At 66.7% G+C, this 20455-nt stretch carries 25 protein-coding genes and 1 tRNA gene; 13 read left to right on the top strand and 13 right to left on the bottom strand.

Translation table 11 applies throughout. From position 1 onward, the window contains the following. Nucleotides 1-15: 15 nt before the first annotated feature. Nucleotides 16-828: a PrsW family glutamic-type intramembrane protease gene (locus ACVCAG_RS21530; RefSeq protein WP_440085252.1), complete on the top strand. Its 813-nt coding sequence runs from the start codon at nt 16-18 to the stop codon at nt 826-828. 112 nt (nt 829-940) lie between these two features. On the opposite strand, the gene ACVCAG_RS21525 is transcribed toward ACVCAG_RS21530, so the two are convergent. After that, nucleotides 941-1804 carry an NUDIX domain-containing protein gene (locus tag ACVCAG_RS21525; protein ID WP_447190190.1) on the bottom strand — a complete coding sequence of 288 codons (864 nt, stop codon included), beginning with the start codon at nt 1802-1804 and terminating at the stop codon, nt 941-943. 158 nt (nt 1805-1962) lie between these two features. Here ACVCAG_RS21525 and ACVCAG_RS21520 point away from each other — a divergent pair, with 158 nt between their 5' ends. After that, nucleotides 1963-3081 carry a DUF4328 domain-containing protein gene (locus tag ACVCAG_RS21520; protein ID WP_440085250.1) on the top strand — a complete coding sequence of 373 codons (1119 nt, stop codon included), beginning with the start codon at nt 1963-1965 and terminating at the stop codon, nt 3079-3081. A 67-nt stretch (nt 3082-3148) separates the two neighbouring features. Here the strand turns inward: ACVCAG_RS21520 and ACVCAG_RS21515 are convergent, their stop codons facing one another. Together ACVCAG_RS21515 and ACVCAG_RS21510 are read right to left on the bottom strand one after the other, a co-directional pair. Next, nucleotides 3149-3952: a M15 family metallopeptidase gene (locus ACVCAG_RS21515; RefSeq protein ID WP_447190189.1), complete on the bottom strand. Its 804-nt coding sequence runs from the start codon at nt 3950-3952 to the stop codon at nt 3149-3151. A gap of 57 nt (nt 3953-4009) precedes the next feature. Then, a complete protein-coding gene (locus tag ACVCAG_RS21510) occupies nt 4010-4912 on the bottom strand; it encodes a MerR family transcriptional regulator (protein ID WP_440085248.1) in 903 nt (300 codons plus the stop codon). Nucleotides 4913-4966: 54 nt separating this feature from the next. On the opposite strand from ACVCAG_RS21510, the gene rplK reads away from it, so the two are divergent. Next, entirely contained in the window at nt 4967-5389 is a 423-nt protein-coding gene (rplK, locus tag ACVCAG_RS21505) for a 50S ribosomal protein L11 (protein ID WP_440085247.1), read from the top strand. 420 nt (nt 5390-5809) lie between these two features. Beyond that, a complete protein-coding gene (locus ACVCAG_RS21500) occupies nt 5810-6982 on the top strand; it encodes an AAA family ATPase (protein ID WP_447190188.1) in 1173 nt (390 codons plus the stop codon). Between the two features lie 119 nt (nt 6983-7101). Here the strand turns inward: ACVCAG_RS21500 and ACVCAG_RS21495 are convergent, their stop codons facing one another. Continuing rightward, entirely contained in the window at nt 7102-7947 is an 846-nt protein-coding gene (locus tag ACVCAG_RS21495) for a MauE/DoxX family redox-associated membrane protein (RefSeq protein WP_440085246.1), read from the bottom strand. Nucleotides 7948-7952: 5 nt separating this feature from the next. Next, nucleotides 7953-8903, bottom strand: a complete 951-nt coding sequence (locus ACVCAG_RS21490) for a hypothetical protein (protein ID WP_440085245.1) — start codon at nt 8901-8903, stop codon at nt 7953-7955. A gap of 296 nt (nt 8904-9199) precedes the next feature. Here ACVCAG_RS21490 and ACVCAG_RS21485 point away from each other — a divergent pair, with 296 nt between their 5' ends. Next, entirely contained in the window at nt 9200-9712 is a 513-nt protein-coding gene (locus ACVCAG_RS21485; protein ID WP_447190187.1) for a SigE family RNA polymerase sigma factor, read from the top strand. A 191-nt stretch (nt 9713-9903) separates the two neighbouring features. On the opposite strand, the gene ACVCAG_RS21480 is transcribed toward ACVCAG_RS21485, so the two are convergent. Next, nucleotides 9904-10419: a MarR family transcriptional regulator gene (locus ACVCAG_RS21480; protein ID WP_440085243.1), complete on the bottom strand. Its 516-nt coding sequence runs from the start codon at nt 10417-10419 to the stop codon at nt 9904-9906. Nucleotides 10420-10516: 97 nt separating this feature from the next. Here ACVCAG_RS21480 and ACVCAG_RS21475 point away from each other — a divergent pair, with 97 nt between their 5' ends. Further along, the gene (locus ACVCAG_RS21475; RefSeq protein WP_440085242.1) at nt 10517-11080 is read left to right on the top strand and encodes a YceI family protein; all 564 of its coding nucleotides are present in this window, start codon (nt 10517-10519) and stop codon (nt 11078-11080) included. A gap of 272 nt (nt 11081-11352) precedes the next feature. Then, nucleotides 11353-11442: transfer RNA gene (locus tag ACVCAG_RS21470), tRNA-Ser, on the top strand. Between the two features lie 85 nt (nt 11443-11527). Here ACVCAG_RS21470 and ACVCAG_RS21465 read toward each other — a convergent pair. Genes ACVCAG_RS21465 through ACVCAG_RS21455 form a run of 3 tightly spaced genes read right to left on the bottom strand, consistent with a single transcriptional unit; the run spans nt 11528 to nt 13366 of the window. After that, nucleotides 11528-12877, bottom strand: coding sequence for a tyrosine-type recombinase/integrase (locus ACVCAG_RS21465; protein WP_440085241.1), 1350 nt, complete (start codon nt 12875-12877; stop codon nt 11528-11530). Continuing rightward, on the bottom strand, nt 12877-13077 hold the full coding sequence (locus tag ACVCAG_RS21460; RefSeq protein WP_362842364.1) for a helix-turn-helix domain-containing protein: 201 nt from the start codon (nt 13075-13077) through the stop codon (nt 12877-12879). The genes ACVCAG_RS21465 and ACVCAG_RS21460 overlap by 1 nt, the downstream gene beginning before the upstream one ends. A gap of 1 nt (nt 13078) precedes the next feature. Further along, nucleotides 13079-13366 carry a hypothetical protein gene (locus ACVCAG_RS21455; RefSeq protein ID WP_447190244.1) on the bottom strand — a complete coding sequence of 96 codons (288 nt, stop codon included), beginning with the start codon at nt 13364-13366 and terminating at the stop codon, nt 13079-13081. Nucleotides 13367-13397: 31 nt separating this feature from the next. Between ACVCAG_RS21455 and ACVCAG_RS21450 the strand changes: the two genes are divergently transcribed. Further along, the gene (locus ACVCAG_RS21450; RefSeq protein WP_447190186.1) at nt 13398-14189 is read left to right on the top strand and encodes a hypothetical protein; all 792 of its coding nucleotides are present in this window, start codon (nt 13398-13400) and stop codon (nt 14187-14189) included. Here ACVCAG_RS21450 and cutA read toward each other — a convergent pair. Beyond that, nucleotides 14155-14418 carry a divalent-cation tolerance protein CutA gene (gene cutA / locus ACVCAG_RS21445; RefSeq protein WP_447190185.1) on the bottom strand — a complete coding sequence of 88 codons (264 nt, stop codon included), beginning with the start codon at nt 14416-14418 and terminating at the stop codon, nt 14155-14157. The two genes, ACVCAG_RS21450 and cutA, sit on opposite strands and share 35 nt — an antisense overlap. Before the next feature lie 287 nt (nt 14419-14705). On the opposite strand from cutA, the gene ACVCAG_RS21440 reads away from it, so the two are divergent. From ACVCAG_RS21440 to ACVCAG_RS21425, 4 genes are all read left to right on the top strand, one after another. Continuing rightward, nucleotides 14706-15854 (top strand): hypothetical protein, encoded by a 1149-nt coding sequence (locus ACVCAG_RS21440; RefSeq protein ID WP_440089871.1) that lies wholly within the window; start codon nt 14706-14708, stop codon nt 15852-15854. 557 nt (nt 15855-16411) lie between these two features. Further along, the gene (locus ACVCAG_RS21435) at nt 16412-16939 is read left to right on the top strand and encodes an Imm21 family immunity protein (protein WP_440089870.1); all 528 of its coding nucleotides are present in this window, start codon (nt 16412-16414) and stop codon (nt 16937-16939) included. Between the two features lie 238 nt (nt 16940-17177). Next, complete coding sequence (locus ACVCAG_RS21430; RefSeq protein WP_440089869.1) at nt 17178-17540, top strand: hypothetical protein; 363 nt, start codon at nt 17178-17180, stop codon at nt 17538-17540. Nucleotides 17541-17708: 168 nt separating this feature from the next. Next, entirely contained in the window at nt 17709-18059 is a 351-nt protein-coding gene (locus ACVCAG_RS21425; protein ID WP_447190184.1) for an Imm8 family immunity protein, read from the top strand. Between the two features lie 261 nt (nt 18060-18320). Here the strand turns inward: ACVCAG_RS21425 and ACVCAG_RS21420 are convergent, their stop codons facing one another. The 3 genes from ACVCAG_RS21420 to ACVCAG_RS21410 are packed head-to-tail and all read right to left on the bottom strand — an operon-like array spanning nt 18321 to nt 19874. Next, nucleotides 18321-19097 (bottom strand): tyrosine-type recombinase/integrase, encoded by a 777-nt coding sequence (locus tag ACVCAG_RS21420; protein WP_447190183.1) that lies wholly within the window; start codon nt 19095-19097, stop codon nt 18321-18323. After that, nucleotides 19097-19297: a helix-turn-helix domain-containing protein gene (locus tag ACVCAG_RS21415; RefSeq protein ID WP_440089864.1), complete on the bottom strand. Its 201-nt coding sequence runs from the start codon at nt 19295-19297 to the stop codon at nt 19097-19099. The genes ACVCAG_RS21420 and ACVCAG_RS21415 overlap by 1 nt, the downstream gene beginning before the upstream one ends. 1 nt (nt 19298) lies before the next feature. Further along, entirely contained in the window at nt 19299-19874 is a 576-nt protein-coding gene (locus ACVCAG_RS21410) for a replication initiator (RefSeq protein WP_447190182.1), read from the bottom strand. Between the two features lie 350 nt (nt 19875-20224). Between ACVCAG_RS21410 and ACVCAG_RS21405 the strand changes: the two genes are divergently transcribed. Next, nucleotides 20225-20455: hypothetical protein (locus ACVCAG_RS21405; RefSeq protein ID WP_447190181.1), on the top strand; the 231-nt coding region annotated here is incomplete at its 3' end.

The following is a 20455-nucleotide window of genomic DNA, read 5'->3' as shown; positions in this document are numbered from 1 at the left end:
GGGGAATTACTTACCATGCGAGACCATTTGCGCTTCTATCGGCATCGATGGTTCAAAGTGTGGATCGCCCTGATCGTTCTGTCCTTCTCGCTCATCGCCATGATGCAGGCGGCCGGCAACCAGGCGCTCCTGCCCGCGGCCTTCTTCTACGGGGCCGCGGCCGGGCCCCTCGCCCTCCTGCTCGCCATCCACGACCGTATCCACGTCGCCACCAGCGTGCCGCCCATGACGCTGATGGGCATGTTCCTGTTCGGCGGAGGCGTCGCCCTCCTGCTCGGCGGCTACTTCGACGCGCTCTTCATCTCCGAGAAGAACAGCACCTCGATCCTGCGGGTCGGCTGGATCGAGGAACCCGCGAAACTCGTCCCGCCCCTCGCGGTCGCGCTCACCGGCCGTCACCTCACCAAGGCCGCGGGGGTCGCGCTCGGCCTGTCCTGCGCGACCGGGTTCGCGATCATGGAGTCGATGGCCTACGCCTGGAAGAGCATCGCCAACCACGACGGTGCCGTGGGCGCGGGTACGGTCCTCTTCCTGCGCGGCCTCAGCACCCCCTTCAGCCACCTCGTCTGGACCGGCCTGGTCTGCGCGGTGGCCTTCGGGGCCTGGCAGGTCAGAAGGCGCGCGGTCGTGACCCTGCCCGTCGTCGTCGCCTTCGTCGCGGCGGCCACGCTCCACTCGCTCAGCGACGGCCTGCTCGTCCTGGACATCCCCGGGCCGGCCAGGCTGCTCTTCCTCGCCGTCGCCGCGGCGAGTTACTGGCTGTTCCACCGGGCCACCCGAGATCTGAAACCGGTGCCGATCCCGGAACCGGAGCCGTCCCGGGCCTGACCTGACTGAACCGGAGCCGTTCCGCGCGTGACTTCACGGGTGCGCGAGACGGTTGCGAAGCTCGGACACGCCTCTCATCGTGCGATGTCGCGTCGATGTTCCACGTGGAACATCACACCTGCGCCAGCAGCCACCGAGGCCCGATGACCTCGGCGCCCAGTTCCGTGACCCGCTCGCGCAGCCCCCGGTCGGCGGTGACGACCAGGACGCGTTCCCAGGGGCGGGCGTCCCGTACGGCCTGGACGACGGCGTCGTCCCCGCTGCCCGGTGCGGCGATCACGGAGACACCGGGCGCGGGGGCGGTGTCGCGGGCGGCACCCTCGACGACCGCGGTCAGCCTGGGGAACCAGCGGGCCAGCACCGGGGCGCGGTCGGGCGCGGTCACCCGGCCGTCGGCGGCACGCGCGCCGACCTCGGCGAGCAGCTTGGCCGCCGCCCCCGCGCGGTCCCGCCACCAGCCGTGCTCGGCGCGGGCGCCCACGATGTTGGCGACGTCGAGGACGACGAGGGAGGGGGCGAGCGCGAGGCCGACGACCGGCCAGGTCGCGGCGAAACCGGGGTGGAGGTTCTTGGCGGTGATCTCCTCGGCGGGAACCCAGCGCAGGTCGTCGCTCTCGGTGTTGGCGGGGATCGCGCGCAGCAGCTCGGCGGCCTCGGCGATCACGGTCTCGAAGGACCAGCCGCCGTGATCGTCGAGGTAGACGCCCTGGACCCGCAGACCGGTGCCGTCCAGCGCGGCCTCCTCGAAGGCCTCGCGCAGGGCGGTGTCGATCGTGTCCTCGTGGCTGTCGCGGGCACCGCCCGGCAGCCCCCAGGTGCCGCCGTGGTGACTCCACGCGGAGCGTTTCTGCATCAGGACGCGGGGGCCGTCCGTGGCGTCGTGATGGACGGCGAGCAGGCCGGCCGCGCCGTGCACCCCCCAGTGCCGGTGCCCGAGATCGCAGCGAGCCCATCCGTCCCCGTCCCCGGCCGTCATGGACCAATGATGCATCAGGGCACGGACGCGTACTCCCCGCCCCCGGCCACCGGGGAGACACCGGTGGCGGAGGAGGCCGTCGACAGGCGGAAAAGCATTAATGGCGCTATGTCGTAATCCGACATACTGGCCGCCTTGATCCTCGTTGAAGGACTCCCATGCACTCGAGCGTCTACCCGAGCGCGTTTTTCGCGCCCGTTCGCTTTCTGCGGCCGATCCGCGCGTACGCGACCGTCGCCCTCACCCTGATCGCGTTGAGCTCGGTCGCCTCCGCCGGCGCCTCGACGCTGTTGCTCGTCTCCCGGGAGGGCTGGTCGTGGCTGACGGTCCGGCAGTGGAACGCCCTGTACACGCTGCTCCTCTCCCCGGCCGTCCTTCTCTTCTCGATCATCCCCCTGCTGGCGGGCATCGCCTTCATATGCTGGCTGTTCCGCGCCCGGGGCAACGCGTACGCGATCTCTCCCGGGGTCTTCCACAGGTACGCCACGCCGTTCCTGGTGTTCGGGTGGTTCGCTCCCCTCGTCAACCTGTTCGTCCCCAAGGGGCTCGTCGACGACATTCTGACCACCTCCCGGCCCGGCGGGCTGCGGCCGGGAACCGACCTCTACCGGGGACGCCGCTCGGGTCTGGTCTGGGCGTGGTGGCTGACGTGGCTGCTGTGGACGGTGATGGAGGTGGCGTTCGTGGCTTTCGGGAACGCGGGAATGACCGCGCTGGAGACCATCGCCCTGGTCGCCTGCGTCCCGCTGCCGATCGTCACGGGCGTGCTCGCCGCCCGGGTCGTCCTGACGATCACCAAGCTTCAGGAGACCGCCCGTGCCGGCCTGCCGGCGGGGGGACGGCCCCTGAAGAGGCCCGGGCCGCCGGTGGGGTCCTACTTGGGGCTCACCACTCTCGTCGTGCGTGACTACGACGAGGCCATCGGCTTCTATCTCCACGTCCTCGGCTTCGAGCTTCTGGAGGACACGCCTCTGGGCGGCGGCAAGCGCTGGGTGACCGTCCGCCCACGTGGCGCCCGGGAGACGGCTTTGCTCCTCGCCCGCGCCGACGGCCCCGAGCAGGAGGCCCGGATCGGGGACCAGACCGGCGGCAGGGTCGGCCTGTTCCTGCACACGGACGACTTCGCCCGCGACTACGAGCGGCTGCTGTCGGCGGGCGTCGTCTTCGAGGAGGCCCCGCGCAACGAGCCCTACGGCCGGGTCGTCGTCTTCCGGGACCTGTACGGCAACCGCTGGGACCTGCTCCAGCCCGCCGACGTCTCACCGGCGTACGGCTGAGCCCGGTCCCCGCCGACGCCCCCTCGAACAGCGGCCCGGGACCACCGGACGAGCGCTTCCGCGAGTCTCAGTTCCCGCCCTTGGAGAAGTGCTGGTAGTCCTTGATCCCGGACCAGTAGCCGCCCCACTCCCAGCCTCTCTGCTGGAAGGCCTTGACCACGCGGTCGCCCGGGTTGATCACCCCGGGAGCCCGGACGGGGCGCTTGAAGAACTTGCGGGCGTTCTTGTGGGACCCCGTGCCGTTGGCGTATATGTACGGGTTCTCGCGCGGGTTGATGTCGACGGCCAGGCCGTAGGCGTGCCTGGACCAGCTGCTCGACCCCTCCGCGGGGCGGCAGTTGAAGGCCGAGGTGTTGTCGTCGTCGATCGAGGCGTAGTCGTCGGCCTTGTAGACGTCGACGAGCCGCATCTTGTAGATGGGCCAGCGCCAGGCGTACAGGCGGCGGAAGACGGCGACGATGTCGTCGGTCGCGGACTTGTTCACGACCAGCTCGCCGGTGTGCGGCTTGTCGTCGAAGCCCCAGTAGGTCATCGTGATCAGCCGCAGGTCGCTCACCGGGACCGGGCATCCGGGCCGCCACGAGTATTCGAGCCGTTCGCGGGGGACCCGGGAGACCTTCGCGGAGAACGCCGGAGGGCCCGTCGGGGTCGGCGACACGGTGGTGGACGGGCCGGTCGTCGGCGTCGCGGCGGTCGGTTCCGGGGCGGACGCACCGGTGGCGGACGAGGATGCCGGGATCGGCGCCGAGGTGGCCGGAGACGCGGCGGGGGCGGGCTGGGAGGCGGCCGTGCCACACGAGGCCGCCGCCAGGCAGCCGACGGTCGTCGCGAGCACGGCCCGCGTGCGGATCGTGAATCTGGAATCTGACACGTGCCGCCCCCTCAGAAAAACGGACAAAAGCGACAAAAAGTCATTGTAGGTGACCGGCTATCCGAGGTGAGAGGCGGCCGCCGCGGCGATCCACTCGTGGGCGATCACGGATTCCGGTGGCCAGGGCGTGCCGTTGACCACGGCCACCAGCTCCCAGTATCGCCCGGCGCGCGGGTCGTGCTCCGCGTAGTCCCGTACGACCGACTCCGGGGCGCGCCTCTGCGCTCCGGCCAGGACCGCGACGAGCTCGGCCACGACGGGCGCGGCGGCCTGCGAGTCCGGGGCCACCCCGTCCCGCGCCGCGGCCAGCGCCGTCTTCGTGACCAGGGTGTTGGCCTCGTGCCAGGCCGCCACGTCGATCTCGGAGGCGTTCTCCCAGAAGTCGCCGCTCATCTCGCGCAGCGCGGCGCGGAAACCGTCGTCGGCGAGCAGCTCGGTCAGCTCCAGCCAGGCGTCGAGCTGCTCGATGCCCGGCTCGTCGGGCAGGTCGGGCACCATGGCCTCGCGCAGGCCGCCGAGCCACTCCTGCTTGACGGCGTTCTCGCCGGCGACCTCGTCGACGAACTCGTTCACCAGCGCCGCCGTCTCCGCCGCGCCGAGCCGCCCGAGGGCGTTGAGCCGGCGCAGGTCCTCGTCGGCGGGTTCGTCCCGCTCCAGGGTGGCCCTGAGCACCGCCCGGGTCCGCTGCAGCGCCCTGATCTGCGTCTCCACCGTACGCAGGTGCAGGGAGAGCACCTCGCCCAGGTCGCGGTCGCCGAGCGACCTGATGGTCGCCAGGTCGACGCCGATCTCGCGCAGCGTCCTGACGAGCTCCAGCCGCCCGCGGTCCTCGTCGCCGTAGAGGCGGTAACCGCTCCGGGTGCGGCCGCGCTCGGGGAGCACCCCGATGTCGGAGTAGAAGCGGATCGTCTTCACCGGCAGCCCGGAGAGCCTGGCGAGCTGTCCGATCGTATAGCTCATGGCCTCGATTATTCCGTTGAGTTTCCAGTTACGGGAGACTTTAGCTTGGCGGGCATGTCGAAGAAGGTAAGCCGGATCGCGAAACTGCAGCTCCCGGCCGGTGAGGCCGGTCCCGCCACCGTGGGCAAGGACCTGGGCCCGCTGGGCCTGAACCTCATGGAGTTCTGCCGCCGGTACAACGCGGCCACCCAGGACCGGCGGGGGTTCGTCGTCCCCGTCGTCGTCACCGTGTTCGAGGACCGCTCGTTCGAGCTGGCGATCAAGATGCCCACCACGGCCTCGCTGATCCGCCGGGCCGTCGGCCTGGACCGGGGCGGCTCCCGCCCCGGGCACCAGGCGGCGGGAGTGATCACCCGCGCGCAGCTGAGAGAGGTCGCCAGGACCAAACTGCCCGACCTCGACACCGCCGACCTGGACCAGGCTGAGAAGATCGTCGCCGGCACCGCGCGCTCGATGGGGCTCACCGTCCGGGACTGAGTCACCCGCACGCGCCCGCGCATCCCTGCCGCGTCCCCACGCGTCCCCGTCCGTCCTCCTCCGTCCCCGTCACGTCCCTGTACATCCCTTTGTGTCCCTCGTGCGGCCCGGTGCGGCTCCCGGTCTGATTCGTGGCGGCTCGGCGCGGGGTCCACATTCCTTGGGAAGGCTTTTCACCGAAACGTATCGCGCCTGTGTTCGAACCCGCGCTACAGTCATGGGCACGGGATCGAACACGGGTTCGGGCTGACGTTCTCGCAGGTGAAGGGGTGTGCCATGGCGATGCTCGCGGTGCCGCCGACGGCGTGCCCCCCGCTTCCCCGGTCGCCGGCGGAGCGCGGCGCGACACGCCGTAGCACTTTCTACGGAATTCTAAGCCGGCCGCTATATCCCGTCATAAAGTCCGAGAGCGTGGACCCCGTGCGCAATCCCTACGCTCCCGGTGCCGGACAGCGCCCCCCAGAGCTCGCCGGTCGCGACCGCGAGCTACAGCAGTTCGAGATCGTTCTGGAACGGGTGGCCCGAGGGCGCCCCGAGCGCAGCATGGTGGTCACCGGGCTGCGCGGCGTGGGCAAGACCGTTCTGCTCAACACCTTCAAGTCGATGGCCATGCAACGGCTGTGGGGCACCGGCAAGATCGAGGCCAGGCCCGACCAGTCGATCCGGCGCCCGGTGGCCGCCGCCCTGCACATGGCGGTCAGGGAGCTTGCCCCGAGGCATCGGGCGCCCGAGCGCATCGAGGAGTTCCTCGGCGTGCTCAAGGCGTTCGCGATGCGCGACCCCTCCGCGGCCAAGGGCACCTCGCACTGGTCGCCCGCGATCGACGTGCCCGCGGGACGGGGGCGCGCCGACTCCGGAGACCTGGAGATCGACCTCACCGAGCTGTTCGTCGACGCCGCCGCGGTCGCCACCGACCTGGGTGTCGGCATCGCGCTGTTCATCGACGAGATGCAGGACGTGCAGGCCCCCGACGTCTCGGCGCTCTGCGCGGCCTGCCACGAGCTCTCCCAGAGCGGCGGCCCGCTGATCGTGGTCGGCGCGGGGCTGCCGCACCTGCCCAGCGTGCTGTCGGCCAGCAAGAGCTACTCCGAGCGGCTCTTCCGCTACGCCAGGATCGATCGTCTCGACCGCGAGGCGGCCGACCTGGCGCTCATCGCCCCGGCCGAGAGCGAGGGCGTGGAGTTCACCCAGGACGCCCTCGACGCCCTCTACGTGGCCGCCGACGGCTACCCCTACTTCGTCCAGGCGTACGGCAAGGTCGCCTGGGACCTGGCACTGCGCAGCCCGATCACCGCCGACGACATCAGGGTCTCCGCGCCGGAGGCCGAGGAGGAGCTCGCGGTCGGCTTCTTCGGCAGCCGCTACGAGCGGGCCACCCCCGCCGAGCGCGACTACATGCACGCCATGGCCGCCATCGGCGACGAGCCCGTCGCCACCGCCGAGGTGGCCGAAGGGCTCGGCCGCAAGCCGTCGAGCCTCTCCCCGGCTCGCGACAGCCTCATCAAGAAGGGCCTGATCTACAGCGCGGAACGCGGGCTGATCGCGTTCACCGTGCCGCACTTCGGAAAGTTCCTGCGGTCACAACCGATCTGACTGAACATTTGTTCGATATGATGCGAGGGAGACCCTAGCCCTCTATATGGCTCTCTAGTGGGGAAGCTAGAGAGCCATATAGAGCTCAATCATGCTGCCCTAGGAAAATCTAAGGTTCTCTAGTGTCCAGCCGATATCGGCAGAGATTCCGGCAGAGTTCCGGTCCTCACCGGCTGCCCGTCAGAGCCGACCATGGCGACCCGCACCGCCGGGTGCCGCCCGCTCAGATAGATCGCGAAGACCACGTCGACGGGGTCGCCCGCGTGGCTGTTGCCCGGATAGACGAAGAACCGCCAGCACAGCTCCCGCCAGCTGTCGACCGGGTCCTTGCTCAACAGCACTTCCTCGTGTGAGCGCCAGACCGCGCTCGACCGCAGCCGCCCGAGCGCGGAGGCCGGGTCGAGGCGGCGCTGCTCGCAGGGTGCCCGGTAGCGGAGCCTGGCGACCGTCTCCTCGATCTCCGGTGAGAGCGCGGCGAGCACCAGCAGTCCCGTGAGCGTGGCCGGCGCGTGCGCCCACGTCAGGTCCGCCATCGCCACCCAGCCGGGGATCTCGGGCGTCCAGACCAGTCCCAGGGACATGGCCGTCAGCACCATGGTGCGTCCCAGCGACCGCCGTCCCACCGGGAGCGCGCTCACCTCGCCGAAGCAGCCACAGCCCACGTCCGGGCGACGGCGCCGCAGTTCCCACAGGACGTAGGTGGAGACCGCGAAGAACCCGCCGATTCCCCATCGGAAGAGCGGATGGCCGGTCAGCAGCAGCCCGCTCCCCAGGAACAGTTCTCCGAGCGCGCAGCCCAGCATCGCGGGCGCGCGCCAGCGCTCGGGCACCAGCACGGCCGGTCCCAGCCTGCTCAGCATGCCCGGTTCGGCCTCGCGCACGACCGTCCAGATCTTCGCGACCGTACCCGCGGCCAGCAGCAGGAACACGACCGGCAACTGCGCGGCGGCGATCGTCGTCAGCATCTGTGTCACCCCATTCCAAGCCGGGCGTTGAAGCACCCGGTGGTCAGGTCTCCGCCGAGTTCCACGAAGGAGCTCGGGGACAGTTCCAGGATCCGGCCGCGCGGCGAGGTGCCACATTCCAGGCACCGATCGCAGAACCGGCCGGCCAGGCAGCCGCACGCCACGATCGGCAGGACCGAGGTGCGCCCGGCGCACACGTTGCGCACGTTGAGCATCGACCCCAGCGCCAGGTAGGGCAAGCCGGCGCAGGACACCCCGGTGTCGTCGCACGCCGTGTCGGCCCGCTCCAGCATGGGGTAGGCCACCCCCTGCTCCCCGCAGTCGAAGGTGTCCGACCAGGTGGCCGTGCCCGAGATCCGCGACTGCACGCCGACGTAGCCGGGGGGCGGTGGCGGCACGGCCGTCCACCGGTAGGGCGGCTGCGAGGTCGCGGGCAGCCGCGCCAGTGCCGTGCCGTCCTCACGGACCCCGATGGCGTCGAACAGGTAACCGGGTTCGAACTGCGGGTGCCTGACCCGCAGCCGCCCGGAGGACCGGTAGGGGATGACGATCGTGCGCCGCCCGCGGTGCGGCCCGCAGTACAGCTCCACGGTGTGGTCCTTGCCCTCGGAACCGATCGACTGGATCACTCCGGTGATCCTGGTGATGTCCGCCCAGATCCGGTCCGCGACCCGGCCGGCCCGCAGCGCCTTGATGATCACATTGGACCCCGGGGAGAGGTCGGCGGGGTTGACGGCCTCCCCGCGCCAGGCGGTCGCCCACGGTGCGATGACGAGCCGCTCCTCGTCGCCGTCAGGAGTGTCGATGACGATCAGGTGCGGGCTGACGTCGAGGATCGTGCCGCTGACCGCCTGGAAGAGCTCACCTTCCGCGGGGAGGGGACCCGGTTCCTGAACGGTCCGGCCAAGCGCGGCGGCCGCCAGCGTACGGCGGCGATCGGCGCTGCGATAGGGCATCGTCGCTCCCCAGTTCTGCAAGGTGTCGCAGCCAGCGTCACACGCTTCGCGGAATCCCGCTGTCCGCTCCACCAATAATCACGGCAGGTGTCCAACCGGGTACTAAAGTTCCCCTCCCCGGTAGAACGCATTGGTGTCTGCCTGATGACAAACCGCTATCTAAACCTTCTTGTAGGCTCCATCGCCCATCGAAGCTGATCTTTACCGTTGACGGGATGAAATATAGATTTCGGTTCAGCCGCAGTATGGGATCTGGCTGCGATTCTGGCCACCATACGCACCTGGAGCACAGGCTGGTGATCGCGGTGGCCGGCGGGACCGACGAGGAGTTCCGCGAGTATGTCCTTGCTCGCGGCCCGGCACTGCTGCGTGCCGCCCACCGGCTCACCGGGCACCCGAGCGACGCCGAGGACCTGCTGCAGGCGGCGCTGGTGAAGACCTACCTCGCCTGGGACCGCATCCAGGACCGTACCGCCCTGGACGGTTACGTGCGCCGGGCGATGGTCAACATCAACATCTCCTGGTGGCGGCGGCGCAAGCTGGAGGAGTATCCGTCGAGCGAACTCCCCGAGCCGGTCGTCGCGAGCGCCCAGCACCTGCCCGAGCGCGTCGAGCAGGCCCTCGACCGGTTGCCCACCCGGATGCGGGCCGCCGTCGTCCTGCGCTACTACGAGGACATGACCGAGCCGGAGATCGCCAAGGCCCTGGGTATCAGCGTCGGGACGGTCAAGAGCACGGTCTCCCGGGGGATGGCCAAGCTCCGGGGCGACCTCACCTCCGAACCGCGGCATCTGGAACCGCAGATCTGAGGTGGCCGGCACGCCCCCCGCCGGTTCGCCTGCGAACCTTCACCGGCGCACCTTGTGCGGGAACCCCCGCCGGTTCGCCCGTACGGAATCTCTACCGGTCGCCCGCGGGTCTCGTAAGGACTCGCGCACCCGGCGGGGGACTCGCACGGAACCCGTGTGGAACTCGCGGGACTTCGTGCCGGATGGACGCGTCACTCGGACGAGATGAGCGTGGTCTCCTCCGCTTCCGGCCGGAGGTCCTCCGCTCCCGCGGTGGCGCACGGTCGTACGGCGTCGCGAATGGTCCGCAGGGTGTCGAGGAAGGTCTCGAGCTGCGCGGGAGGGAGAAGCCCGGTGAACCAGGTGTCGATGTCGATCAGGTGTTGCGGGAGGACGCCGCAGAGCCGGTCGGCACCGGCCTCGGTGATGGCCGCGTAGGAGGCCCGCCGGTCGCTGGAGCACGCCTGCCTCGTGACCAGTCCCTCGCGCTCCAGCCGGTCGACGACCCGGGTCGTCCCGCTCGTGGACAACCCCGTCTGCGCCGCCAGGTCGCTCATCCGCAGCCGCCGCTGCGGCGAGCGCGCCAGCCTGATCAACGTCTCGAAGTCGATCTCTGAGAGCTTCGCGGCGACGAAGGACTCATGCGTCTTCGCTGAGATGCCGGTGTAGACCTCGGCAAGGAGGCCCATCGCCGTCAGCCGGGAGTCGTCGAAGTGGTTCACTCTCATCACTCTACCGGACAGTAGTTGACGAGAGGAATATTCCTCGTGTAGAAATCTGTTGACGCAAGCATCCACTCGGCAATACCTCTTCGGGAGCAGAAAAATGACCACTCGGACCTGGGAGAACCTTCAGATCCCCGCCCCGGGCACCTACGCTCTGGACGTCGCCCACACCCAGATCGGCTTCGTCGTCAAGCACATGATGGTGAGCAAGGTTCGCGGTCAGTTCAACGAGTTCGCCGGCTCCGTCACCATCGCCGAGAACCCCCTGGACTCCTCCGCGCAGCTCTCGATCAAGACGGTGAGCATCACCACCGGCGCTCCCGACCGTGACAACCACCTGCGCAGCGACGACTTCCTCTCCGTTGACAAGTTCCCGGAGCTGACCTTCCGCAGCACCCGCGTCCTCGGCCACTCCGGTGACGAGTTCACCCTCGTCGGCGACCTCACCATCCGCGACGTCACCAAGCAGGTCGAGCTCACCGTGGAGTACGGCGGCGCCGGCACCAACCCGTGGGGCCAGGACGTCTGGGGCTTCTCGATCAAGACCGAGATCGACCGCGAGGAGTTCGGCCTGACCTGGAACCAGGCGCTGGAGACCGGCGGCGTCCTGGTCGGCAAGAAGATCAAGATCGAGATCGAGGGCGAGGCCAACCCGGCCGCCTGATCTTCGTGACCACCCGAGGTCTCTCCCGTCCCGGCAGGCGGTGGGAGGCCTCAATGGTGTCCACTTGTTGAGATGTGGCGTCTCGCGAACTGGGAATCCACAGGATTTCCACCGTGCTCAGCTGCGGACTCCTCAGTTTGTCCACAGGGGCGGGGAGAGTTATCCACTACTTGTGGATAACTCTCCCCCAACTCTTGCCCGAGACGCGATCGTCAACCGCTTTGCTGCCTTGCCTGATGGCCGGTACTCTGTGCTGAGCCGAACGGCAACCAGGAGGCTTCGCCTAGTCAGGTCTATGGCGCCGCACTGCTAATGCGGTTTGGGTTTACCGCCCATCCGGGGTTCAAATCCCCGAGCCTCCGCAGATCAGAGGCCCTCTCCCGAGTCTTGGGAGAGGGCCTTTTTGATCTCTGAACCCTGTCAGGGTTGCAGTTTGGGTTGCAGTTCTCACGCGTCGCCCCAGAGGGCGGCTCCCATGCGGGTGCTCGCGTCCTGCATCAACGCGCCGGCCACGTGGGTGTAGCGCTCGGTGGTGGTCACCCGCGCGTGGCCGAGGATCTCCTGTACGACGCGGATGTGCACACCTTGTTCCACAAGGAGTGTTCCGGCCGTGTGACGAGCGTCATGGAGTCGTGCGTCACGAACGCCCGCCCGCTTCAGGAGCGCTTTCCACGCCTTGTAGTCCTCGCTCCGTTCCATCGGCCTGCCATGCCGGGTGGTGAACACAAGATCATGTTCTTCCCACGGATCTCCCGCCTTTTCCCGCTCGGCCGCCTGTGCGTCGCGATGAGCCCGCAGGAAAGGCAGTAATTCGGGGGGACATTGAAGGGTGAGCTTGCTCCGGCCCTTGCGCTGACGAAAGATCATGCCGCCACCCGTGCGCCTGGGGCAGCGATCGGCGTGACCGGTGCAGTCCTTGGGACATGTGCGCTTCGGGCAGACGTGACCGTGCCTCTTGCATGCTTTGGCGCAGTCCGGTCGGTGCTTGTGCTCGGTGCACCTCTTCTTGCACGGCCAGCGATGCCACTCCTTGCCGCACTCGTGGGGGTCGTCGCAGCCGTGTTCCCATGGCTTGCGCTGCACCTGATACCACGCCTTGATGACACCGGTTTCCAGGTCGACGAACGACCACCGCAGCCCGAGCGCTTCCCCTTGGCGGATCCCGAGCGACAGCGCGACCGACCACCTCGCCGCGTTGCGCCTGGTTTTGGCGGCTTCCAGAACCTTGCGCGCCTCATTGCGGGTCAGCGGCTCAAGGTCAGGATCGTTGGCCACCGGTGCGTCGATCAGCGTCGCGACGTTCTTGGCCACCTTGTTCCGGCGAATCGCGATCTTGAGCGCGCGGGAGAGAATGCGATGGATCTTGAGCACGGTGCTGGGCGAGAGCCCGCTTTCCATCATGGTCGAATACGCCTGGTCGAGGTGCTCCGGCGTGAGCTTGTCGAGCCGGTGACGGCCGAGCAGTGGCTTGATCCAGTGCTCCGTCTTGGACCGGTAGTCGTCGAGCGTCCGGGGAGCCATCGTGCCCGAGGCGACGAGCCGAGCACAGATCACGTCGAGATATTCGGCCATCCACTCGGCGAGGGTAGGCGCCTTGCCCGGCTTGCTGACCTGGCCCGCCTCACGCTCCTTTTCCAGCTTGGCAACGCGGGCGGTCACCTCGGCTTGGGTCTTGCCCTTACGGTGCCGGCGATCGGGTGAACCGTCCGGCTTGACCCCGACAGTGACCCACCCGTGCCACTTGCCGTCCTTACCGAGGTAGATGGAAGAACGGCCGTTGGGCTTCCTGGTCGCCATCACGCCGCCTCGTCATGTGAGAGACCTGCTTTGGCCTCCAGGGCACGCGCGAACTCGTGGAGCGCCCACCGGGGGACCAGCCGGTATCCCTCGTCTTTGATCGACTTGAGTTCGCCGGATTTGATCAGTCGGAAGACGGCGGTACGGCTCATGCCGAGCATCACGGCGGCGTCCTTGGGCCGGTAGAACAGTGGTTCCATGTCAGGCCGCCTCTCCGATTGCCGAAAGATCTTCGATTGGTCGTCCGTCTGCTCTGGCTTGGAGTTCGATCAGGCGTGCGCGGGTGCGTTGGCGGTTGGCGACCTCGCGCAGCAGCCGTTTGGCCAGTGGGGTGCGGTTGGGGTCTTTGGAGGAGACCGGTCGCCAGAGGTAGCGGTGCGGGTCGGTCACGGTGTCGTCGGGCAGGCCGAGCATGTCGAGCACCCAGGCCTGACGATCCTGCTTGTGTTCGCGCAGGGTCTTGTTCGACCATTTGCGCGAGACCAGGATGCGACGGCCCGCGTAGCCGAGGTGTTCGGCCTTGTGTGCCTTGCCGCGGCATCGGCCCGGCGCGGTTCACCGCTTCCGCCGACGTCTGGCCGCCACCGCCGGCGAAGCCGCCACCCTGGCCTCCTGGATCGCTTGGGACCTGAAGCAGCCCGGACAGTCCGCTTCGTTCGAGCGTGTCTCGGCCCTGGCCGCCAAGGAGAGTGGGCACCAGATCATCCAGGCGTGCACCCACGCCTACAAGTCGTATGCCGTCGAAGGCCGAGCCGCCTATGAGGCCGTACGCCAAGCCCAGCAGTTCCTTCCCGCCCAGGGCGACGACGCCACTCGCGTCTGGCTGCTCAGCCGCGAAGCCGAAGAGCTCGCCGCCCTCGGTGACCGCCGCGCCATCGAGGTGATGCACCAAGCCGAAGAGGCATACGGCCGAGCCCGCCCGCACCGCGAACGCGCCTGGACCCGCTTCCTGGACCCCGGCCGCATGGCCGCCTTCCAGCTCTCCACCTATGTACGACTCGGCGACGAACACCACGTCATCGAAGCCGGCCAGACCGCCCTGTCCGCAGTCGCTCAGGAGAGTGACCACAAGAAGGCCGCGATCGTCTACGCCGACATCGCCCAGGCCCAACTCCAGATCGGCGACATTGCCGAAGGAATCACCTACGCCCGCCGCGCTCTGGAGTCCGCCCAGCGCAGCGAATCCACCTGGGGGCTAGAGCACCTCGCCACCGTGGAGAAGGCCCTGGCGCCTCACACCGACCAGGCTGTTCGCGAGCTGCTCGGCGACATCGCCGCTACCCGCCGGAACGCGGGGCCGTCTCCCGTCTGATCCACTCCAGGTAGTCAGCAGTGCCGGCTACGAGCGCGCTGGCGATGATCTGCGGTACCTCATAGGAGTGCAGCTCCCGCACACACCGCGCCAGGTCCTCGAATCGCTCAGTGGTGGTCGTCATCAGCAAGAGCCACTCGCCAGAGCGCTGGATCTGCCCGGCCCACCAGTAGGTCGACTCGATCGGCGCGACGATCTGAGCTCCTGCGGCCAGCCGACGCTCTACCACTGCCGAACAAATCCGATCGGCCTCATCACGGCTGCTGGCAGTGACGCGGACCTCGATGCAATCCGAAGTATTTTGGATCATGCCAACACACTGCCGAATTGCTCTCATAGGTATCAAGGCGACGGCGCTCCGCGCCGCTCGCGGCCCTGCGCTCGGCCGCACGCTGCGCGTGCGGCCTGGGGGCCGTTCTCGCGCGCGGCCGTGCTCGGGCCGTCCCAGCCTGACAATCAGGGAACAAACTGGTGCAAGTTGTGCCTGTCGCGCCTCAGCTCCGCTAATGTTGTTACGTGTTGCCAAAGTTCGAATATGCGGACTTTCATAAGTTCCTGGTCAGCGTCGGGGCGCTGTTGATCGCCGCCGGCCTTGCCATACCGATATTTCTGCTGCAAGAAAAGACGGTAGCGGGGGCGCCAGAGAAAACTATAAAAGAACTGACACCTGTTGGAAAAGAAATATTCTCATCTCAGCAGGAGCAAATCAGATGGTTGCTCCACTCTTGGCCAACCATCTCCACAGGACTCGCAAGCGTCGGCCTATTTTTGATCGCATGGGGTGGCATTAAATGGTGGCAGAGGCAACAGCACCTTGAGCTTCGAGAAGAAGCCGAGCTGAACAAAATAAGAGCTGAAACAAACAAGCAAAATGCCGAAACGAAGAAGTATGACCAAGAAGTCGCGCAGCTAGTGGGTGCGAACCTGGAAAGCCCTGAAGAGGTGAGTGAGTCAATAGAGAGAAAGGCGGACGAGATTGTCGGAGAGATGCCAGCCGCACAAGATGTCGCAATAGTAGACGGGCAGCTTCCTGCAACGCCTCCGAAGAATAATCTTTCAACGGACCTAGCTAGGCGTGCTCGTGAATCTATAACCCGCCACTACGTCGATGCCGAAGATGCAGCAGCGGGGCTAGTCGCCAAGCTGGTGGGACGCGATGGTGAAATCTTCCGAAACGTCAGGCTTCGCGGTTCTTCTCGCATAGACATAGTAACCGTTGGGCCCCGTCTCAATATTGGCGTAGACGTAAAAATTATGCTCGCCTCGAGCTGGCGCAAGAATATACGAAATCGCATTGTCGACGCCATGTCTTTTGCTCTTGACATGCAGAATCTATCGGAAGCTGAATTCGGCCGACAACTGCGTCCACTCATAATCTGGGCGATACATACTGCGCCTGGCTCGTCGCTGGACGGAAAATTGTTGCACGAACTGACCCAAAGACTGACGATGGAGTTCGAACCTCACCTTCGCACATTCAAAGAGCCTCCTCTATTTCTGGTTGTTGAAGCAGGGGCGCTTCAGTCTCTATCGAATATGTCGGACGACGAAGTTGGAATAATAGAGAACTGGGCACGCGGACCAAGGAGCTTTATCCTTACCATTCCATCTATAGGTACATACTCCTCCATATTGCCCGTAGCTGTGCCTGTGGAGAACCAGTAAGGCGAGCGTATACAGTCGCATATCGATCCCGAGCAAAAGATCCCGTGCTCCGTCTCCTCGCTGGTCAATTGTCCTAGGCGAGCGCACCGGGTCAAGGGCGCCTACGGCGTCGCTGGCGCGATCAGCTTCGCTGACCCTTGACCCGGTGCGCTCGCCCAGGAATTGGCAGCTACGAGGAGGACGAGGGAAGACCAGGGACGGCTGTTGACCGCGTAGAGCGGAGGCGGTCATCCATAAGTGCAAAATCAAGATCCGGAATATATGCAGAATGCTGCCAGGCAGGAAGCTGCCTAGTCGGAGTCGCGTCGCAGGTGGGTGCGCAGTTAAGGTAAATGACCGCGACGCCCTGTAAAGCCGTCGGTTCTCTGATTCCGGGAGCCAACTTGAGAGCCAACGGGCCGTACGATCTCGAACCGAGCTGGACTGATATGAACAGGCGCTCGCTCACGACCTGCACGGCGAACCGGTCTGAACGCTTTTGATGACCGTTCGGGGACCTACGCATCAGAAGGCTAGGTGCGCCCCTTTTGTCAGCTTCTCGTCGTACTCTAACCGTCATGTCTCAGCCGTACATGGAACAGTCGGACGATGAAGTTCCGCTCTGGGTCACCACGCTGGGCGGGCCGCACATCGTTGTTCCGGAGTCAGCCTGCCAGTACTGGAACGGTGTACCGAAGGATTACCCCGACGATGAGGGAGACTACGGCCGAGCCTGCGAAGTCGACGGCTACATCGGTTTGATCGATGTTGGACCGGCCAAGGCCCTCGTTCTCGGCGACCATCCCGCCGGCACCACGTTCCTGCCCGAACACAACCTCTTCGTCCGCTGGATCGCCGCGGACTCGGCTGCGGAAATCCTCCAGGCTGCTATCGATGTGGTCGGTTCTGCGCAGTGGGAGGAGGAACTGGTGTGGGACATCAGAGAGCCCGTGGTCCTTTTCGACTCCGTCCACGGGCATGACTACATCGGCAGCGAGGAGCATCTAAGGGTGGACCTTCCACCGGGGCGCTACACCGTCCGTGCCGCTTATGCTCAGACCGAGGCCGCCTACATGGTGATCGTTCAGCTTGTCCAGCAGATCTAACTTTGCGGGATATACGTGAGATGATCTTCCAGTTTCCGCGCTGGAGGGCATCTATCACAGCAGCTCAGAGCCGTTGTCGATGCGGGGAACGTAGCCCTCTTGAAAACCGCTACGCCCTGGCGAGGGTGCTCGGTTCCGGGATGACCGCCGGTACGTGAGCGCGGGAACCGTATGCGGCTGGGATGGGCAGAGAGGTGAAGGCTTGCGCAGATGCGCCGTCCCCAGAAATCATGCGGTCATGCTCACCGTGCGACAGCTTCTCGATTACCTCGAAGGTCTCCCCGACGACACTCCCGTGGTGATCGACGTTCGCCCAGGCGATGAGTACGTACGGGTCGAAGACATCGACATCACCACGGAGGAGGACGCAGCGGGAGACCGCACACCCACGGGCGTCCAACTCGCGACACGCAGAGTCCAGCGAGACGCACTCCAACTAGAACTTGGCGAACTACGCTCGGCGCTCTGCCACACCCTCGGGAAATATCACAAAGAACCTGGCGGTCCGCAGGGATTGACGATCATCTCCGTCCTCAGTGACAGGGAGATCTTCAGCGAGATCCGACGACTCCGCACGATCGCCGAATCCGTCGAGCAGTAAAGCTCAGGGCCATGACCACCGTGCCACTGGTCTCGGCGACAGAGAATTCGCCGTGACTACTCGTGACTAGCCCGAATCCCAGTTCGGTGCCCCTACGCGCCATGGTTCATGTACTCCCCAGCCTGGCAGCCCGATCATGGCCTTCCCCTGTTGCGCGATCATTGAGTGATGAGAGCACGAGTGGGAACTTTCCGATGGCCGGACCTCGAGTTCGGACGGAGCATCGAGGACCCTGCCCATGCCTGCGAACTGCTGGAGATGTACGTCGGCCCGCAGGGAGAACCAGTCGAGGAACGGTTCCAGCTCACCGTCTGCACCCCGTCGGCCCTCGCCGATCAGCTGCGACGTCATCCCTTTCTCATCGGCCGCCACCGGCTCTTCGTGCCCGAGCTGCGCCCCGCCGAGGTGACCACGTGGCTGAGCGACCGGATCGCAGTGCTGGAGGCTCCGACGTGGAGCGAACTCGCCGAGAAGATCGGCCGGATCGGAGAGCGGGAGTTCGAGGACTACGACGGCTGAAGCTTCCGAGCGGGTTGCAGTTTGGGTTGCAGTTCACCGCCGTCCCATGTCGTTCCTGGCCGACCGGTCGCCCCTGTTGGTCCGGGTGGAACCGATCTGAACGGGCAAGATCCGAGCTGCTAATGCGGTTTGTGTTTACCGCCCATCCGGGGTTCAAATCCCCGAGCCTCCGCAGGTCAGAGGCCCTCTCCCGAGATACGGGGAGAGGGCCTTTTTGATCTCTAAGGGCGTCATGGTTGCAGTCCTAGTTGCAACGAGGGTTCAGGACTTCCCCAGAGCGCCGAGGCCAGGCGCTCGCCGGCATCGCGCATGATGCGGTGTGGACACATGTGCATAACGCTCGGTCGTGGTCACCCTCGTGTGGCCCAGGACCTCCTGAACGACCCGGATGTTCACACCCTGCTCGATGAGCGGCGTCGCGGCCGTGTGGCGAGCGTCGTGCACCCGGACGTCCCGAACCCCGGCCTGCTTGAGGATGGTTTTCCACACCTTCCAGTCCTCGGTGCGCTCGATCGGGCCGCCGTGGCGGGTGGCGAACACGAGATCGTGATCCTCCCAGCGTTCCCCCGCCTTGAGACGCTCCGCGGCCTGGATCTTGCGGTGTGCCTTGAGCACGGTGCTGGTCGAGAGGTTCTTCTCAAGCATCGTGGTGTAGGCCGTGTCGAGGTGCTCGGGAGCGAGCCGGTTGAGCCGATGTCGTCCGAGCAGCGGAATGATCCAGTGACGCGTCTTGGACCGGTAGTCCGTCAGCGTGCGCGGCGCCATCTTGCCGGAGATCACGAGCCGCTCACAGATCACGTCGAGATACTCGGTCATCCACTCGGCGACGGTGGGCGCACGGCCGGGCTTGGTGACCTGTCCCGACTCCCGGGTGTTCTCCAGTTCCCTCACCTTGCGGGTCACTTCAGCCTCGGTCGCGGCCATCCGGTGACGGCGGTCGAGGAAGCCGTCAGGCTTGATGCCCAAAGTGACCCAGCCGTGCCAGTAGCCGTCATTGCCGAAGTAGATCGAGGACCGGCCGTCCGGCTTCTTCGCCATCACGCCGCTTCTTCCCGGGAGAGCCCCGCCTTGGCCTCCAGAGCACGGGCGAACTCGTGGAGCGCCCACCGGGGGACCAGCCGGTATCCCTCGTCTTTGATCGACTTGAGTTCGCCGGATTTGATCAGTCGGAAGACGGCGGTACGGCTCATGCCGAGCATCACGGCGGCGTCCTTGGGCCGGTAGAACAGTGGTTCCATGTCAGGCCGCCTCTCCGATTGCCGAAAGATCTTCGATTGGTCGTCCGTCTGCTCTGGCTTGGAGTTCGATCAGGCGTGCGCGGGTGCGTTGGCGGTTGGCGACCTCGCGCAGCAGCCGTTTGGCCAGTGGGGTGCGGTTGGGGTCTTTGGAGGAGACCGGTCGCCAGAGGTAGCGGTGCGGGTCGGTCACGGTGTCGTCGGGAAGGCCGAGCATGTCGAGCACCCAGGCCCGGCGATCGGCCTTGTGTTCCCGGAGCGTCTTGTTCGACCACTTGCGGGAGACCAGGACGCGACGGCCCGCGTAGCCGAGGCGCTCGGCCTTGTGCGCCTTGCCGCGGCACCGGCCCGGCAGCATGCCCGCCTTGGCGCCCTTGGGCTGCACGCCGTACCGCAGCCAGTTCGCGCACGCCGGGGAGCAGGGTTCATAACGCAGCGCTTCGACCATGCGGGTGGCGTGGTCGCGACGGGCGTGGTTGGCGACGTCGTCAGGGTCGAGGGGATCGCCGGGGTTCGGGGATGTGACGGCCCCGCCCGGGACCCGGGACCCGGGGCGAGGGCGTCGGCCGCCCTGCACCATGCCCAGCCCTCGCGCCCGCTGGGCGGGCGATGCACTCGCCTGGCAGGGGGTTCGGGGACGGCGGCCCCGAGTCGGCCCAGGACTCCCAAAGCTCCGGCAAGGAGCACGGTAAGGGATCGTTGAGATCACCCGGTAGGCGCTCGGTGCGGGGAGGCAGGGCCCTTGGCCGCCGGGCTCGAGTTGTGGACGCCGGCCGGTTGTCGGGAACCTCCGGCGGCTGCAAGCAGGCCCGAGGTGCGACACGGAGATCACATGAGCGCCTACCGTAATTGAGCGATCACCGTAGGTAGTGTCCGTTGTGAAGTCGATCTACGAGGACATCCCTCACCACAGAGTGGAGTTCAGTGTTGATGTCACAACGATCCAAATCAGCGCTCACCGCGCTCACCTGCGCCCTGGCGACGCTGCTGGCCACATCGGGCACGCCGGCGACCGCCGAGGCCGGTGCGCAGGCCGCCACCACAGGGCGGCAGGCCACCACAAAGGCCGCCGCCGCGCCCTGTGTCCGGCAAGGGCAGGCGGCCTACCCCGTCGAGTACTACTGGAAGAACGCCTTCGGCATGCGGCTGGGCAGCGGGTCG

The organism is Streptosporangium sp. G12, assembly GCF_052983175.1.
This window is presented reverse-complemented; position numbering and strand designations above follow the sequence as displayed.

Bases quoted from the DNA above. Each gene is read 5' to 3' on its own strand.
- ACVCAG_RS21530 (WP_440085252.1), top strand. From the start codon at position 16: ATGCGAGACCATTTGCGCTTCTATCGGCATCGATGGTTCAAAGTGTGG.
- ACVCAG_RS21475 (WP_440085242.1), top strand. From the start codon at position 10,517: ATGACCACTCGGACCTGGGAGAACCTTCAGATCCCCGCCCCGGGCACC.
- ACVCAG_RS21510 (WP_440085248.1), bottom strand. From the start codon at position 4,912: ATGAGCTATACGATCGGACAGCTCGCCAGGCTCTCCGGGCTGCCGGTG.
- ACVCAG_RS21425 (WP_447190184.1), top strand. From the start codon at position 17,709: ATGAGAGCACGAGTGGGAACTTTCCGATGGCCGGACCTCGAGTTCGGA.
- rplK (WP_440085247.1), top strand. From the start codon at position 4,967: ATGTCGAAGAAGGTAAGCCGGATCGCGAAACTGCAGCTCCCGGCCGGT.
- ACVCAG_RS21490 (WP_440085245.1), bottom strand. From the start codon at position 8,903: ATGCCCTATCGCAGCGCCGATCGCCGCCGTACGCTGGCGGCCGCCGCG.
- ACVCAG_RS21430 (WP_440089869.1), top strand. From the start codon at position 17,178: ATGCTCACCGTGCGACAGCTTCTCGATTACCTCGAAGGTCTCCCCGAC.
- ACVCAG_RS21410 (WP_447190182.1), bottom strand. From the start codon at position 19,874: ATGGTGCAGGGCGGCCGACGCCCTCGCCCCGGGTCCCGGGTCCCGGGC.
- ACVCAG_RS21520 (WP_440085250.1), top strand. From the start codon at position 1,963: ATGCACTCGAGCGTCTACCCGAGCGCGTTTTTCGCGCCCGTTCGCTTT.
- ACVCAG_RS21415 (WP_440089864.1), bottom strand. From the start codon at position 19,297: ATGGAACCACTGTTCTACCGGCCCAAGGACGCCGCCGTGATGCTCGGC.
- ACVCAG_RS21495 (WP_440085246.1), bottom strand. From the start codon at position 7,947: ATGCTGACGACGATCGCCGCCGCGCAGTTGCCGGTCGTGTTCCTGCTG.
- ACVCAG_RS21460 (WP_362842364.1), bottom strand. From the start codon at position 13,077: ATGGAACCACTGTTCTACCGGCCCAAGGACGCCGCCGTGATGCTCGGC.
- ACVCAG_RS21465 (WP_440085241.1), bottom strand. From the start codon at position 12,877: ATGGCGACCAGGAAGCCCAACGGCCGTTCTTCCATCTACCTCGGTAAG.
- ACVCAG_RS21525 (WP_447190190.1), bottom strand. From the start codon at position 1,804: ATGACGGCCGGGGACGGGGACGGATGGGCTCGCTGCGATCTCGGGCAC.
- ACVCAG_RS21480 (WP_440085243.1), bottom strand. From the start codon at position 10,419: ATGAGAGTGAACCACTTCGACGACTCCCGGCTGACGGCGATGGGCCTC.
- ACVCAG_RS21435 (WP_440089870.1), top strand. From the start codon at position 16,412: ATGTCTCAGCCGTACATGGAACAGTCGGACGATGAAGTTCCGCTCTGG.
- ACVCAG_RS21420 (WP_447190183.1), bottom strand. From the start codon at position 19,097: ATGGCGAAGAAGCCGGACGGCCGGTCCTCGATCTACTTCGGCAATGAC.